General features: G+C 66.0%; 20 protein-coding genes and 4 tRNA genes. 14 read left to right on the top strand and 10 right to left on the bottom strand.

Features of this window, described 5'->3' with window-relative positions; genetic code table 11:
• Positions 1-48: 48 nt before the first annotated feature.
• A complete protein-coding gene (locus BN977_RS28365; protein WP_036403257.1) occupies positions 49-960 on the bottom strand; it encodes a hypothetical protein in 912 nt (303 codons plus the stop codon).
• 239 nt (positions 961-1,199) lie between these two features.
• Here BN977_RS28365 and BN977_RS28360 point away from each other — a divergent pair, with 239 nt between their 5' ends.
• Positions 1,200-1,817, top strand: coding sequence for a TetR/AcrR family transcriptional regulator (locus BN977_RS28360; protein WP_024449837.1), 618 nt, complete (start codon positions 1,200-1,202; stop codon positions 1,815-1,817).
• Between the two features lie 22 nt (positions 1,818-1,839).
• Here BN977_RS28360 and BN977_RS28355 read toward each other — a convergent pair whose 3' ends face one another.
• Together BN977_RS28355 and BN977_RS28350 are read right to left on the bottom strand one after the other, a co-directional pair.
• A complete protein-coding gene (locus BN977_RS28355) occupies positions 1,840-2,118 on the bottom strand; it encodes a ferredoxin (RefSeq protein WP_036403254.1) in 279 nt (92 codons plus the stop codon).
• Positions 2,115-3,260, bottom strand: a complete 1,146-nt coding sequence (locus tag BN977_RS28350) for a 3-ketosteroid-9-alpha-monooxygenase, oxygenase component (RefSeq protein ID WP_024449835.1) — start codon at positions 3,258-3,260, stop codon at positions 2,115-2,117. The genes BN977_RS28355 and BN977_RS28350 overlap by 4 nt, the downstream gene beginning before the upstream one ends.
• Positions 3,261-3,397: 137 nt before the next feature.
• Here BN977_RS28350 and BN977_RS28345 point away from each other — a divergent pair, with 137 nt between their 5' ends.
• Positions 3,398-5,101: a 3-ketosteroid-delta-1-dehydrogenase gene (locus tag BN977_RS28345; protein ID WP_036403251.1), complete on the top strand. Its 1,704-nt coding sequence runs from the start codon at positions 3,398-3,400 to the stop codon at positions 5,099-5,101.
• A gap of 21 nt (positions 5,102-5,122) precedes the next feature.
• Here BN977_RS28345 and BN977_RS28340 read toward each other — a convergent pair whose 3' ends face one another.
• On the bottom strand, positions 5,123-5,788 hold the full coding sequence (locus BN977_RS28340) for a PadR family transcriptional regulator (RefSeq protein WP_024449833.1): 666 nt from the start codon (positions 5,786-5,788) through the stop codon (positions 5,123-5,125).
• Positions 5,789-5,911: 123 nt separating this feature from the next.
• Between BN977_RS28340 and BN977_RS28335 the strand changes: the two genes are divergently transcribed.
• The 3 genes from BN977_RS28335 to BN977_RS28325 are packed head-to-tail and all read left to right on the top strand — an operon-like array spanning position 5,912 to position 7,758.
• The gene (locus tag BN977_RS28335; protein WP_036403248.1) at positions 5,912-6,439 is read left to right on the top strand and encodes a flavin reductase family protein; all 528 of its coding nucleotides are present in this window, start codon (positions 5,912-5,914) and stop codon (positions 6,437-6,439) included.
• Between the two features lie 6 nt (positions 6,440-6,445).
• Positions 6,446-7,069 carry a PaaI family thioesterase gene (locus BN977_RS28330; protein ID WP_051561965.1) on the top strand — a complete coding sequence of 208 codons (624 nt, stop codon included), beginning with the start codon at positions 6,446-6,448 and terminating at the stop codon, positions 7,067-7,069.
• Positions 7,066-7,758, top strand: coding sequence for a TetR family transcriptional regulator (locus tag BN977_RS28325; RefSeq protein ID WP_084172697.1), 693 nt, complete (start codon positions 7,066-7,068; stop codon positions 7,756-7,758). The genes BN977_RS28330 and BN977_RS28325 overlap by 4 nt, the downstream gene beginning before the upstream one ends.
• A 52-nt stretch (positions 7,759-7,810) precedes the next feature.
• On the opposite strand, the gene BN977_RS28320 is transcribed toward BN977_RS28325, so the two are convergent.
• Together BN977_RS28320 and BN977_RS28315 are read right to left on the bottom strand one after the other, a co-directional pair.
• A complete protein-coding gene (locus BN977_RS28320; RefSeq protein ID WP_051561961.1) occupies positions 7,811-8,089 on the bottom strand; it encodes a mycothiol transferase in 279 nt (92 codons plus the stop codon).
• 223 nt (positions 8,090-8,312) lie between these two features.
• Positions 8,313-8,387 (bottom strand) — tRNA-Val (locus BN977_RS28315).
• 86 nt (positions 8,388-8,473) lie between these two features.
• Between BN977_RS28315 and BN977_RS28310 the strand changes: the two genes are divergently transcribed.
• The 4 genes from BN977_RS28310 (at position 8,474) to BN977_RS28295 (ending at position 9,250) form a co-directional block, all read left to right on the top strand.
• Positions 8,474-8,893, top strand: coding sequence for a DUF6636 domain-containing protein (locus BN977_RS28310; protein WP_407661215.1), 420 nt, complete (start codon positions 8,474-8,476; stop codon positions 8,891-8,893).
• A gap of 95 nt (positions 8,894-8,988) precedes the next feature.
• Positions 8,989-9,061 (top strand) — tRNA-Gly (locus tag BN977_RS28305).
• 27 nt (positions 9,062-9,088) lie between these two features.
• Positions 9,089-9,162 (top strand) — tRNA-Cys (locus BN977_RS28300).
• Positions 9,163-9,175: 13 nt separating this feature from the next.
• Positions 9,176-9,250 (top strand) — tRNA-Val (locus BN977_RS28295).
• A 42-nt stretch (positions 9,251-9,292) separates the two neighbouring features.
• Here the strand turns inward: BN977_RS28295 and BN977_RS32555 are convergent.
• The gene (locus tag BN977_RS32555) at positions 9,293-10,006 is read right to left on the bottom strand and encodes a hypothetical protein (RefSeq protein WP_051561960.1); all 714 of its coding nucleotides are present in this window, start codon (positions 10,004-10,006) and stop codon (positions 9,293-9,295) included.
• An 83-nt stretch (positions 10,007-10,089) separates the two neighbouring features.
• Here BN977_RS32555 and BN977_RS28285 point away from each other — a divergent pair, with 83 nt between their 5' ends.
• Complete coding sequence (locus tag BN977_RS28285; protein WP_036403245.1) at positions 10,090-10,389, top strand: hypothetical protein; 300 nt, start codon at positions 10,090-10,092, stop codon at positions 10,387-10,389.
• 12 nt (positions 10,390-10,401) lie between these two features.
• Here the strand turns inward: BN977_RS28285 and BN977_RS28280 are convergent, their stop codons facing one another.
• Both BN977_RS28280 and BN977_RS28275 read right to left on the bottom strand, forming a co-directional pair.
• Positions 10,402-10,698, bottom strand: a complete 297-nt coding sequence (locus BN977_RS28280) for a hypothetical protein (protein WP_036403243.1) — start codon at positions 10,696-10,698, stop codon at positions 10,402-10,404.
• A gap of 62 nt (positions 10,699-10,760) precedes the next feature.
• A complete protein-coding gene (locus BN977_RS28275) occupies positions 10,761-11,033 on the bottom strand; it encodes a hypothetical protein (protein ID WP_036403241.1) in 273 nt (90 codons plus the stop codon).
• A 109-nt stretch (positions 11,034-11,142) separates the two neighbouring features.
• On the opposite strand from BN977_RS28275, the gene BN977_RS28270 reads away from it, so the two are divergent.
• Positions 11,143-11,640 carry a UCP032817 domain-containing protein gene (locus BN977_RS28270; RefSeq protein ID WP_024449805.1) on the top strand — a complete coding sequence of 166 codons (498 nt, stop codon included), beginning with the start codon at positions 11,143-11,145 and terminating at the stop codon, positions 11,638-11,640.
• Between the two features lie 3 nt (positions 11,641-11,643).
• Here the strand turns inward: BN977_RS28270 and BN977_RS28265 are convergent, their stop codons facing one another.
• On the bottom strand, positions 11,644-11,829 hold the full coding sequence (locus tag BN977_RS28265) for a hypothetical protein (RefSeq protein ID WP_024449804.1): 186 nt from the start codon (positions 11,827-11,829) through the stop codon (positions 11,644-11,646).
• Positions 11,830-11,915: 86 nt separating this feature from the next.
• On the opposite strand from BN977_RS28265, the gene BN977_RS28260 reads away from it, so the two are divergent.
• Genes BN977_RS28260 through BN977_RS28250 form a run of 3 tightly spaced genes read left to right on the top strand, consistent with a single transcriptional unit; the run spans position 11,916 to position 13,664 of the window.
• The gene (locus BN977_RS28260; RefSeq protein ID WP_036403239.1) at positions 11,916-12,644 is read left to right on the top strand and encodes a Clp protease N-terminal domain-containing protein; all 729 of its coding nucleotides are present in this window, start codon (positions 11,916-11,918) and stop codon (positions 12,642-12,644) included.
• Positions 12,645-12,652: 8 nt separating this feature from the next.
• Positions 12,653-13,078 (top strand): PPOX class F420-dependent oxidoreductase, encoded by a 426-nt coding sequence (locus BN977_RS28255; protein ID WP_036403237.1) that lies wholly within the window; start codon positions 12,653-12,655, stop codon positions 13,076-13,078.
• 52 nt (positions 13,079-13,130) lie between these two features.
• Positions 13,131-13,664: a hypothetical protein gene (locus BN977_RS28250; protein ID WP_227456132.1), complete on the top strand. Its 534-nt coding sequence runs from the start codon at positions 13,131-13,133 to the stop codon at positions 13,662-13,664.
• The last annotated feature ends 5 nt before the right edge of the window (positions 13,665-13,669 follow it).

Here is a 13,669-nt window from a genome sequence, read left to right as displayed (position 1 = left end):
CCATCGAGCCGCGGCGCTCGATGGGCATCACCTTGCCGACAGTGCACGCTAGTTCGTTACCGTGACATCCATCAGCGGTATCCGCTCCATCGCCGTGGCACGAGGATCGGGGGCGGCCGCAGCGGCGGCGTGGTTCTCCTCTCCTCTCGTGTACGTCCACACGCAGAACGGTTCACCTTGGGCGAATTTGAAATCCTTGGGCGGCAGGTTGATGGCCAGCTTGCAACCCGGGAAGAAGGGAGCCGAGATGCGTTGCTCGAAAGTGCAATTCATCCACGCCCTGGCCGGCGGGTACAGGCCTTCATCGGTGTACTTCTGCAGAACCTCACAGCGGCGCATGTTCAAGACCACGTGGTCGGGGTTGTACACGATGTACTCACCGCCGTATCCCAACGTGCCGTCGATGCTCAGGACTGCCAGCTTCAGGAAGTCGACCACATGTACCGGCTCGATCTTGAGGACCTTGGCCAGCTTCGGATACTGATAGTCGATGATCAGCTGATACATGTCGGGTAGACCGAGCCACACTTCGTCCTCCGGGATGAGCTTCGTCCATTGGTCGATGAAGTAGTTGTGGCCCTTGAGGTACTGGTCCCAGTACGTCTTGATCAGCCGGATCAACGCCGGCTTGGTCAAGTCCTCGGTCTGAACGTCGAAGGGAATGGCCTGATATTGGGCGTTCTTCCAATCCCACCCCGGCGGGGCCAGATAACGCCCCATCGGAAGCACCTGGCGCATGCCTGCTCTCGACACCTCGGCTGCCACGTCCATCGCCGTGTTGATTCCGACTTTCTCCGAGTAGATCTTGACGTGCGCATAGGGCATGAAATTCAGGACATCCTCGAACACGCGGGCCAGGCCGACCAAGAAATCACGGGAGAAGTCCTGGATGTTGCCGACCTTGCCCATGAAGTCATGGGTGTAGTCGTCGTAGTTGAGTTCCCCGTTATCGACGTTCACAGGTTTCTCCTTTCTGGCGGCGATGGCCAGGTATGGACGGAAAGGGCTGAGTGAACTTTGCAAGTCCGCTGTCAGATCACGTCTGAGTGGCAGAATGTGACATGGATGAAGATAGTGCCCTCCGAGGCGTGTAACTGGGCGGAATTCCGCTGACCGGGAGCGGAACCATGCGACAGACACGAGGAATGGTTGCTCGATCGTTAGGATCATGAATTGCCGTGAAACCGAGGAGCCGCAACATGAATGCGCCAGCGAAGCCGGCGAAGCTGATGGTCCGTCGAGCGGAAGAACTTCGGCTGGAGATCGCCATCGCGGCGCGGGACATCTTCCTGGCGGACGGGTCCACGTCGGCAACCGTGGATCGGATCTGCGCAGCCGTGGGTATCGCACCGCGCACCTTCCACCGCCACTTCCCGGTGAAAGAAGATGTCGTACTACCGTTGTTCAATGCGTTCGGCTCGCTCAGCGAGCAGCTCCTCGCCGATGCCGAGGAAGATGCCGATGCCGTCGACATCCTCGTCGAGGCATTCAGTACCGAAGTGCCACGGCGCGGGCGGGTCGAGATGGATCGCACGTTCATGGCCTTGGTCATCAACGATCCGCAGTACCGGCTGAGATGGCTGGATTGGGGTCAAGCCCTGGTCGGCCCCATCACCGATTTCCTGGCGAAGCGGTACGACCTCGGCGCCGACCCCTTCATCCGGGAGCTACCGGCGCAGTTCGTCATCCAAGCCTGCCGGCACGCCTATCTCCACTGGGTTGAACACGGCGACTTCACGAATCTGCGCTCGGCACTGCGCGCCGCAATGAGCATGATCGTGGCGCCGCTCACGCCTTTGCCACTGCCGACCGGGTAATTCTCATCGCACTGCGGCGGCATCAGAGGCCATGGTCGACCACTGGCAGCGTGCCCGTGCGCACGGCATCGACGATCGACGCATTCAGCGCCGAACATGCGAGGAACAGATGGTTACCGGGATGGCCGGTCAATTGCTCTGCCCGGCAACGCTCTTGGCACCGGGCCAAGGCCCGAGCCGTCCATTGGACGCTGGTCTGGCTCCAGCTGCTCTTGCGTACCTGCACCTCGGCCCCGCAGCGCCGGCAGCTCACCGGCACCATCGGGATGTCATCGAGTCGGTTGTCGATGCGGACGGTCATCCCACCGGCCCGGAAGCAACGCTGCGCGCCGCCAGGTTGGCTTCCACTTCCCTCATCCAGGCCTCGGTCGGCCGTGTGGTGTCCAATTCGAATTCGAAGCGGTCGACCATGTCGGGCGTCACGTCGGCGATATCGACGTAGAACTGCTCGTACCAGCGGCGCAGCTGGTACACCGGGCCGTCCTCCTCCACCAGCAGCGGATTGTCGATGCGGGTCTTGTTACGCCAGATCTCAACATCCTGTTCGAACCCCATCTTGACGAAATCACCCAGCGCGACGGCGGTCTGGGTGGCCATCTCGTCGGGCATCGATGCATTCTTCTCCACCACGATGCCGTACTGCAGCACAAAGGAATTCGCGTCGATCGGATAGTGGCAGTTGATCAGCACGGTGCGCTGGTCGAAATCCTGGTAGTGGTAGGTGAGATCGTCGATCATGAAGGACGGGCCGTGGTAAGCGGCCAACGAGGTGGTGCCGAGGATGACTGATCCCTCGGGGTCGCCCACGTCCGGACGACCCGCACTCTTCATGTACTGCGTGGCGACGGTGCCCTCGAAGATGTTCTTGAAATGCGTTGGCAGCGAGCCGTGAATGTAGAAGAAGTGGGCCATGTCGACCACGTTGTCGATGATCTCGCGGCAGTTGGTGTGCACCACCGTCGTGTACCAATGCCAGTCGGTCCACGAATCGCTGGTCGCACCCTCGATCCGCGGGATGGTGACATCGGGAGGCGGGGGGTTGCGTTCGGGGTCGTTCCAGACGAAGAGCATGCCGTCCTGCTCCAAGGTCGGCCACGCAGCGGTACGTGCCAGGCGCGGGGTGCGCTTGCTGTAGGGCACCAACTTGCACCGGCCGTCCCCGCCCCACCGCCAATCGTGGAACGGGCATGCGATCTCGTTGCCTTTCACGGTCCCTTGTGACAAGTCGCCGCCCATGTGCCGGCAGTACCCGTCGAGGACGTTGATGGCGCCGTCCTGCCCCCGGAAGACCACCAGCTTCTGCCCGAATGCGTTGACCTGGTGTGGTTGTCCGTCACCGAAGTCGCGGATCAATCCGAGGCAGTGCCATCCTCTGGCGAACCTGGTGGGGACTGATCCGGCCTCGATCAGTCGGATATCGCCGGCATCGGAATGCGTGGTCATCTGCGGTGCGTCCTTCGATCGATGATGTCGGGCTGTCCTTTGATTGAACTGCGGTCCGGCCACCGTGACAGGGTCGCGTTCCGCTCATCAGGACAGCGGAATGGTGCCCGGCGGCCGCGGCTCTATCGTCGGCCAGCGTGACCGTCTCTCACCACCAGACCATCCCGGCGGGGCTGACCGTGGCCGACACCCAGGTCGACCTGCTCGTCGTCGGCTCCGGCACCGGACTCGCCGCAGCATTGGCCGCTCATGAGCAAGGGCTGTCCGTGCTCGTGATCGAAAAGGCGTCGGTCGTCGGAGGGTCCACGGCACGGTCCGGCGGCGCGATCTGGCTGCCGGCCAGTCGCGTCATCGAGGAGTGCGGCGGATCCGATTCCGCTCAGCGCGCTCAGACGTATCTTGAGTCGGTCGTCGGTGACACCGCAGCACCGGCACGCTCAGAGGCTTATCTGCAGCACCTGCCGGCCACGATCGACATGCTGCGCCGCACCACACCGATGAAACTGTTCTGGGCCAAGGAGTACTCCGACTACCATCCCGAAGCTCCGGGTGGTTCCGCCGCCGGCCGCACCTGCGAATGCCGGCCACTGAATACCGCGATCCTCGGGAAATACCTGTCGGCGTTGCGCCCCGGTGTGATGGAAGTCAGCTTCCCTATGCCCACGACGGGCGCGGACTACCGCTGGCTCAACCTGATGAGCCGTGTCCCGCGCAAGGGCATCCCAACCTTCGTCAAACGACTAGCGCAAGGAGTCGGTGGGCTGCTGCTGGGTCGGCGATACGCCGCCGGCGGTCAGGCGCTGGCGGCCGGTCTGTTCGCCGGGGCGATCCGCGCCGGAATCCCGATCTGGCTCAATACGGCCTTGACCGAACTGATTTCCGAACAGGACCGCGTCAGCGGGGCCATCGTCGAACACGACGGAGTGCGGTACACGATCACCGCCCGGCGCGGGGTGGTGCTGGCCGCCGGCGGCTTCGACCACCGCATGGACATGCGGTGGAAATTCCAATCCGAGTCACTGGGCAGCAATCTGAGTCTGGGTGCCGAATCCAACACCGGCGATGCGATCCGCCTCGGTCAGGACGTGGGAGCGGCCATCGGGTTGATGGACCAATCGTGGTGGTTCCCGGCGGTCGCGCCGCTACCGGGCGCCGCGCCGGCGGTCATGTTGGCAGAGCGTTCGCTGCCCGGATCGTTCATCGTCGACCAACACGGCCGACGGTTCGCCAACGAGTCGGCCGATTACATGAGCTTCGGGCAACGCATCTTGCAGCGGGAGAACGCCGGTACAGCGGTGGAATCGATGTGGATCGTCTTCGACCAGCAGTACCGCAACAGCTATGTCTTCGCCGCCGAACTGTTCCCCCGGATGCCCATTCCGCAGAAATGGTACGACGCCGGAATCGCGGTGCGCGCGGACGATCTCAGTGCGCTGGGCGCACGAATGGGTGTCCCGGTCGACGAATTCAGCGCCACCGTCGCCAGGTTCAACGAACACGCGTTCGCCGGTGAGGATCCTGACTTCGAGCGCGGTCGCAGCGCCTACGACCGGTACTACGGCGACCCGACCGTCACCCCGAACCCGAACCTACGGCCGATCACCAAAGGGCCGTTCTACGCCGTCAAGATGGTGCTCAGCGATCTCGGTACCTGCGGCGGTCTGATGGCTGACGATCACGCCCGGGTGCTCCGCGAAGACGGCACCGTCATCGACGGCCTGTACGCGATCGGCAACACCGCTGCCAATGCGTTCGGGCACACCTACCCCGGAGCCGGAGCGACGATCGCCCAGGGCCTGGTGTACGGCTACATCGCCGCACTCGACGCGGCCACCCGGTAGGGGTCCCCAGCGGCGGGAAGATCAGCCGGCGTCGTCGGCGTCGGCCTTCTTCTCGATCTCATACCAGTACTCGGGATCCGGCCACGGAATCTTCGCGCCCTGACCGACTTTGGGGAAGTTCGCCTCGGCTTCGTCGAGATCCTTGATCAACTCCAAGGCCAGCTCCCGTTCGGCCGTGTAATAGCGGCTCGCCCAATCCAACGCGATCTTCGCGTACGCCCACGACGGGTCGGCAGCTGCCCACTTGGCCTCCTTGGCCGCATCGCGCTGCATCTGGTCGACGTAGGAGATGTGCTCCTGCAACATCTCTTTGAGTGCCCGGGGATCGCTGAGGTGCCCCAGCGTGACTCGCAAGATCGCCGGATGTCTCAAGGATGGTGGTTCGGCCGGAGTCTCGCGGGCCCACTGGGTTGCCGCCGCCAGGCCGGTCTCGGTGATCTTGTAGAGCCGCCGCGACCGCGTACCGTTGTTCTCCACCCGCGAGGTCAGTAACCCGAGGTTCTCCAGCTTCTTGAGCTCCGAATAGATCTGGCTGTAGGCCGGACTGCCGTAGAAGAACCGCATGCTCCATTCGGTCCACTTGCGGATGTCATAACCGGACAGCTCGTGCTCATAGGACAGCATCCCGAGGAGCGCCCAGCCGGTGGGCGTCAACTGAGGCGCAGTCGGCCGATCCGGTTCTTCCACTCGCCCAGGGTAACAACCGAGGTCACCGGGCCGCGTTCGATGAACCGCTGGCCGGGATACGCCGTTGCACGGCGCCACCGCAGTCTCGATCCTGGGTCCTGGGACGACACGAGGAGAACGCCGATGAGACCGAGCGAGACCGCAGCGCCACTACCGCCGGAGCCGCATGACATGCGCAAGGTTTTGGGCCACTTCTGCACCGGTATCGCCGTGATCACCGGCCATGACGGACAACGGCCTCTGGGCTTCACCTGTCAATCGGTCACCTCGGTATCGCTGGAGCCGCCATACGTGTCCTTCTGTCCAGCGCTGGCGTCGACGAGTTGGCCCTTGATCCGCGCCACCGGGCGGATGTGTATCAACATCCTGGCCGACGACCAGGAAGCCGTGTGCGCTCAGTTCGCTCGCGCCGGCATCGACAAGTTCGCCGCCGTCGGTTGGAGTCCTGCCACCAACGGTGCACCACGCCTCCACGGCGCGCTGGCCACCATCGAAGCCGACCTCGAATTCGAGCACGGAGCGGGTGACCACACGATCGTCATCGCCCACGTCACCAACCTGCGGGCCGAGACGGGACGGCCGCTGCTGTTCTACCGCGGGGGTTACGGCGGGTTCGCCGCCTTGGAAGCCGAATCGTCCGCGACGGGCTAGCCGAAAGTGTCAATTGCCGACGACTTCGCGGCCGGCGAAGCGGAGTACGCCGCACTGACAGACTCCGTCCGCCGCCTCGTCGATGTCACCATTCGCAGCCGAGCCGACCGTGCCACCATCGCGGCCGCCCGATCGAGGGTGGACGCGATAGTGGAGGAACTCAGCGGATCGCTGATACCCGGATCATTCGGGCTGCCCCGATCCGGTGACGGCCGCATTTTGACGTGGGGTAACGCCGTCATCGGACTGCGCAATGCCCTGGCGCCCCCCGTGGTCGTTCACCACCGGTCCGATGGAAGCGTTTGGGCCGATGTGATACTCGGCGCGGCCTACGAGGGACCTGCTGGACACGTGCACGGCGGCGTGTGCGCATTGCTGCTCGATCATGTACTCGGTGCCGCCGCGCACCGACCCGGGCGCCCGGCAGTGACGGGAACACTCACGGTGCGCTACGCGGCCGGCACGCCGCTCGGCCGACTACACGCCGAGGCGCGCATCGACCGGGTCGAGGGCCGCAAGACGTTCGTCGTCGGCCACTTGGAGACCGCCGAGGGTGTTTCGGTGTGCGCAGAGGGCGTGTTCTTCCATCCAGCTGTTGGGCAGCACTCCCGTCCGAAAGAGTCGACATGACCGACCGCCGCCGTGTGTTCCCGTCGTCGCCCGCTGTCACCCCTGACCTGGCCACAGCGAAAGTGCAGCGGCGCGATCGGATTGTCACGGCCGCAACAGAATTGGCACACTTTGGCTACGACAGCTGCCAGATGAGAGCGGTCGCGGCAATTGCCGGCGTCGCGGCCAGCACGGTCTACCTCTACTTCCCCTCCAAGGACGACTTGCTGCTGGCCTGCCTGCGCCGCTGGCTGCGGGCATTCGGTGATGAAATCCACACCTCAGAGGGCGGATCGGCCAACGGCTACGCGCGACTTCTTCTGGTGTTCGAGCTGCTCACCGCCAGGTTGTCGGGCACGCCCGGGCTGGCCGATGCGATGATCCGGCCGTATCTCTACGCACAGGGACCCGCTGCCGAGCACGCACAGCGGGTACGCGACCAGATCGTCGAAATCTTCAGCGCCGCAATGGCAGACAGCTATCCCGCTGCGCTGCGCAGCAACATTGCGGACATGGTGACCGACGTGTGGGCGACCAACCTGTCCTCGGTCGCACAGCAGCGAACACCGCTCACCGAACTCACGACACGACTCGCCCACGTCCTCGCGGCGGTCGAACGCCGGGAGGACGCCCGCATTCGGCGCGATGCAACGGAACCACATACCCGTCCCGGACGACCCGGGGCGGCGTCGCGCTCGCTGGCGGTATGACGCGGGTCCAGAACTGATCCGTGCGTTGGATCCTCACGACCACCGTTTTCGCTCAACGCCGGTGGGCTCTGATCTGTTCGGCCAGGATGTCGGCATGCCCAGCATGGCGGGCCACTTCGGCGATCATGACCAGATAGATGAACCGCAGGCTGACCGTGCCGACGATGTGATGCTCGACCGTGAACGAGGGCACCCGCCTCTCATGCGCTTCGGCATCGGAGAGGTCCTCGACCGCGCGCACCAGCTCGGCGCGGTTGAGGTTCAGCGTGTCCTCCAGCAGTTCACGCTCGCCGCCGGCGAACGGTCGCCCCGGGTTCAGGACAGCGGTCACAGCAGGCTCCTTCAGCACTTAAGCTGGGTACGACGAATAGGTGACGCCCCGGCGAGACTCCTATTGCCGGACGACATTCCGGCGTGGACGAAAGAGGCGGCGGCCAGCACCGCAGCGAGATGCCGACCGACCGCAACGCCGCCAGTTCGGCCGGATCTCGATCGGCAGGGGTGTAGAGCCCCCTGCCCAGAAACCACAAAACCCCACCTGAGTGGGGTTCTTGTGGTGGTCCCGACTGGGATCGAACCAGTGACCTTCCGCGTGTGAGGCGGACGCTCTCCCCCTGAGCTACGAGACCGGGGAACGAGAGGGAAGACTAGCACGGCGCTGACACCGGCTCCGAATCGCACCATCCGTGGCCGCCCGGCCAGTAGCGTCTGGCCCGTGACGCGTTGGAGACTCGCCCTCATCACGACGGCCGCACTGTTGCCGCTGACCGCCCCGGCGGCGACGGCCGGCGCCGACGATCTGGTGACGTTCATCTCACCGAGCGGCAACGTCGGCTGCGCGCTGGATGCCGACTACGCCCGCTGCGACATCGTCGACCGCGACTGGAATCCCCCGCCCCGACCCGCCGACTGCGAATTCGACTACGGCCAGGGCATCGGGCTCGCGCCGGGCGATCGCGCGGCGTTCGTCTGCGCCGGCGACACCACCCTGGGCGGCGAACGGGTGCTCGGCTACGGCGACTCGCTGACCCGCGGGCGGCTCACGTGCGAGAGCTCCGAGAACGGGATCGCGTGCCGCGATACGAGCAGTGGCCGCGGGTTCTCGCTCTCACGGGAGATTTACCAGCTGTTTTGAGTCTGATTGCCGTTCGGTTCCAAGTGATTTGTGGTTCTTCGCATGGTTGGACTAATGTTCCATCCCGCACCGGGTGACGATCTCACCCGAGGCACGCGGATGTAGCGCAGTTGGTAGCGCATCACCTTGCCAAGGTGAGGGTCGCGGGTTCGAATCCCGTCATCCGCTCGAAGGTGCAGTGGCATCAACCCCAGCGGTGGAGTGGCCGAGTGGTGAGGCAACGGCCTGCAAAGCCGTGCACACGGGTTCGATTCCCGTCTCCACCTCCAAAAGTTGGACCCGGCGCGATTAGCTCAGCGGGAGAGCGCTTCCCTGACACGGAAGAGGTCACTGGTTCAATCCCAGTATCGCGCACCAGCAACATCATCCCAGCTCAGCGGCCATATTCCGCGAGGCGAATCACCATCCGCCGTCGAAGAAGGCCTGCAGCGCCGGCACCGGGTCCAGCGCGGTCTTCGTGTTCACCACCCCGATGACGAGCGCCCCGCACGCCAGCACGGCTGCACAGACCCCGACCCTGGTTCGCCGCCAGTACACCGCCGCGACGATGAGCCCCGCGGCCACCAGCCCGGCGACCACCGCCATCGCGGCGTGATACCGAGAGAAGTCACCGATCAACACCGGCAACGCCGCGGGTTCCTGCGCGCCCACCCGTAGCGCACCACCGAATCTGCTCCGCACCTCGTCGGGCACCATCGGCAGCAGCGACGACAGCGGCGCCACCGCACCCTGCACATTCGCCATCACCGCCAGCAGCGAGAGCACCGCCAGCCCGACGCTCACGGCCCCACCGAACGCGGCGCCGGCCCGCCACCACCGCCCCCACGGCGCCGCGCGCCGACAGCGCCACGCCAGCGCGATGAACACGGGGACCAGCAGCGCCGCCAACACGGCCTTGACGAGGTGGAAGCGAAACCAGAAGTCCGTCAGGACACTCAGACCCGCCGTCAGATTCCGGGTGTCGGCCGCCCAGTAGTCGAGCACCGCCACACCGGCAGCCGCCCGCAGATCCGCCTCACCGCCGAACCCCACCCCCGCCGATGCGGCCAACGGCGACGGCGCCACGACAAACGCCACGGCGAGCACCGCCGCCAGGATCGGCAGAACGGGCACCGCAAGCCTCCGGACGGTCACCCTTCGACGTCTACCACCAAAACCGGTTGAATCCGGTTCCCCATTCACGAGAAAGTTGAGTCATGACAGATCTCCTCGAGGTGAGCGGCCCGGCGTCGCTGGCTGCGCTGGTGTCTGCCCTCGCCCCCGACCATCCGCGCCCACTGGGCAGCATCGCCAGCGTCTGGCTGGACCGCGAAGCGGTCTTTGCGGTGGTGCATTACGACGCCGCCGAGCAGTGGCCGTTCCTGATCAGCGTCCGACATACCAGCCTGGGCCGCGACGGCGACGTCCGGCAGCAGTCGACACGGGTGATCCGCCGGCTGAGCTTGGCCGGCTGGACCGTGCGCCACGCCGGTGCCGACACCCGCGCGATCGCGTGAGCTGAGCACCCGTCAGCTTCCGCCACCGCCACAGCCGCCGCCACCACAGCCACCGCCGCAACCGCTGTGACCATGACCGCCGTCACCGGATCCGGTCCCGTCACCGGTTGCCCAGAACCCCGCCGCGCCACCCAAGGCGCCCCGCGCCGGGCCGGAGGCACCGCGCAGATTGCGCGCCTCGTGCCGGTACCGCTGCAGCGGCGTCTCGCCACGCAGCCGGGCCGCTCGGCGCCGCCACCCGACGACTGCGCCGCCGATCACCAGCGACAGGGCGACGGCGGCAACGCCGATCGCGGCCAGCAGGCTCATGCCAGAACGCTACGCGCAGCCCGTCGGCCACAGGTGTCCTACGAACGAGCGAATCTGGCCACCTACCCCGTCGGAAACCGGGAGCTGAGCGCCTCGGCCAACCGGGTGAGCGTGGCGAGTTCGGTCTCTTTCATCTTGATGGCCCGCTGCAGCCGGCTCACGCCGAAGCCCACACCGTCGAGTTCGCGCCTGGCCAGCGACGCCCGCTGATGCGCCAGATCTTCGGTGACCGCCACCCGCAACTCGTCGAGCAGGTCCAGGTAATACTCGGCCTGGCGCACATCGCCACGGTGGGCGACGGCCGGCCGCACAGCACGCGCGGCTGAGGTCTGCATCAGCGCACGGTGTCAGACGGTTATTTCCCGGACACAGCGCCCGATTCACCAGCGTGTCACGATGTGTTCACGGCGACCGCCGGCCCGTTGTGAGCACTATCGTGGGACTGTGCGAACGCAGCGCCGACACCACCCCGGGCAGACGGCCGCCGCCGTCGCCGCCCTGGAGCTGCCCGACGCGGTGTTCAAGACGTGCCCGTGGCAACCGCGCGACCTTGTCGAAACCGGTCTGCGCCAATGGCTTCGGTGCTGCGGCGCAGCACTGCGCGACAACCAGGTGATCGGGATGCCCTCGCACGCCGTCGACGAGGCCTGGCACGGCCTGATCCTGTGCACCGCCCGCTACGCCGCATTCTGCGACCGAGCCTACGGCCGCTTCCTGCACCACCACCCGGATGGCGACACGCCGGCCACCGCGGACTCGATGGCCGAGCAGTTGCGCCGCACCGTCATCGCGTGGTCGTTGGTCGCCGAACCCGGCGAGCAGTGCGTGCTGTGGGACCTGGACCGCCGCGTCGGCGTCGAGCACCCGTGGGGTGTCGACTTGGAAAAGGTCCGGCAGATCGACGAGGCGCTGGCGAATCTACCTGCGCGACAACGTCGTTAGCCGCTACTTGCGCAGGCGCCACGCATAGACCGCGATTCCGACGCCGATCAGCGCGGTGATCGGACCGATGATCGACCACGTGGTGGTGTTGCTCATCGGACTGCCCTGTAACGCACCGAAGCCCTGCAGGGCCCACACCGTCCCGAAGAACGCCAGCACCACGCCGATACCGATCACGAAGTAACGCACGCCTCCACAGTAGGCCGCCGCGCCGACCACGCGCGTGTCGTCAACCAGTGGTTGACGACGAGCCAGAGTCAACCTAGGGTTGACGCATGACCGATACACCGTCGCCCACGTCCTCCGTCAGCCTCGACACCCTGATCCGCGCCATCAAGTCGGTCCACGACGACGCACTCGACCAACTCACCGACGCGATGCTGGCCGCCGAACACCTCGGTGAGGTGGCCGATCACCTCATCGGCCACTTCGTCGACCAGGCCCGGCGCTCCGGCGCGTCCTGGACCGATATCGGCGCCCGCATGGGCGTCACCAAACAGGCCGCGCAGAAGCGCTTCGTCCCCAAGGCCGACACCATCGACCCGAACGAGGGTTTCGCCCGCTTCACCCCCCGCGCGCGGGCCGCGATCGTCGCCGCCCAGGACGCCGCGCGCGACGCCGGCAACACCGAGATCACCCCCGACCACCTCATCCTGGGCCTGCTCGGCGACGAGGGCTCGCTGGGCATCGCCGTTGTCAAGGCGCAGGACATCACCCCGGCCGCCGTGCGCGACGCGGTCCGCCTGCCCGCCGACACCGGTGAGAAGCTGAGCCTGGTGCCCTTCAGCGGGCCCGCCAAGAAGGTGCTGGAGCTGACCTTCCGCGAGGCACTTCGCTTGGGACACAACTACATCGGCACCGAGCACATCCTGCTCGCACTGCTGGAGTCCGAGGATGGCACCGGCCCGCTGCACCGCGTCGGCATCGACAAAGAACGCGCCGAGACCGATCTGGTGTCGCTGCTGTCCTCCCTGTCGGGAATGAATTCCGGCGCCGCGGAGTAGAGAATGCCATGACACTCAACGAAGCCGCACGCACACTGATCGGGGCGGGCGCCGACGCCACGCTGGTCACCATCAACCCGGACGGCACCCCGCAGGTGTCGGTGGTGTGGGTTGCGCTGCAATCCACCCCCGACGGCGACGAACTGGTATCCGCGCACCTGTCCGACGCCTACAAGAAGGTTCGCAACGTGCGCCGCAACCCGAACGTGGCGCTGACCATCCTGGCTCCGCCCAAACCCGGACAGCAGCGCGAGTACCTGTCGGTGAACGGGACCGCGCGCATCGTCGAGGGCGGCGCCCCCGAACTGCTCAAGGACCTGGCGACCGCGCTGCTCGGCTCCGCCGAACACTTCCCGCCCGCGGACGCCCCCGACGGCTTCCTGACCAGGATCCGCATCGACGCGGTGGGCGGGCACGGCCCCTGGGTCGACTAAACCTCCGACGCGCGCGAAGGCATGTGCCAAGATGCCAGACATGCTTCGCGCGATGGCGGCAATGATTGCTGGATTGACGGCGGCGATGGCGTTCGGGCTGGCGCCGCAGGCATCGGCGGCACCGAAGTTCACCGACGCCATCGCCCCGATCGGCAATCTGGGTGACACGTTGCACGTGCGGTTCGGCGATTTCGCCGCCGATGTCACCGTGCACGACGTAGTGCCCACCGACGTCCCGCCGGGCTGGGGCTGGAACGGTTCGCCGCGCTGGCGAGCCACCGGCGGGCCGTGGAAGGCGCCGATCACGGTGCACGTCATCTCCGCGCCGAACCCGTACCAGCTCTCCATCAGCACCACCTTCAGCGGTGTCACCCCGTACGCCGACGCGTACACCGCCAAGCACACCGACGCCCCGGACGCGCTGGAGACCGCACTGCTCAACGCTCCCCCGGGCTCGACCGTGAACGGCGCGGTGTACTGGGACGTCTACCGCGGTCTGGTGACCAACGTGGTGATGCTCAACCCGCAGACCGGCACGCACCTGGCGCAGTGGAACATCTGGCAGCCGGGCACCCCGCTACCGTAGGGACC

Source organism: Mycolicibacterium cosmeticum, assembly GCF_000613185.1.
In the GTDB taxonomy this organism is placed as follows: Bacteria; Actinomycetota; Actinomycetes; order Mycobacteriales; family Mycobacteriaceae; genus Mycobacterium; species Mycobacterium cosmeticum.
This window is presented reverse-complemented; position numbering and strand designations above follow the sequence as displayed.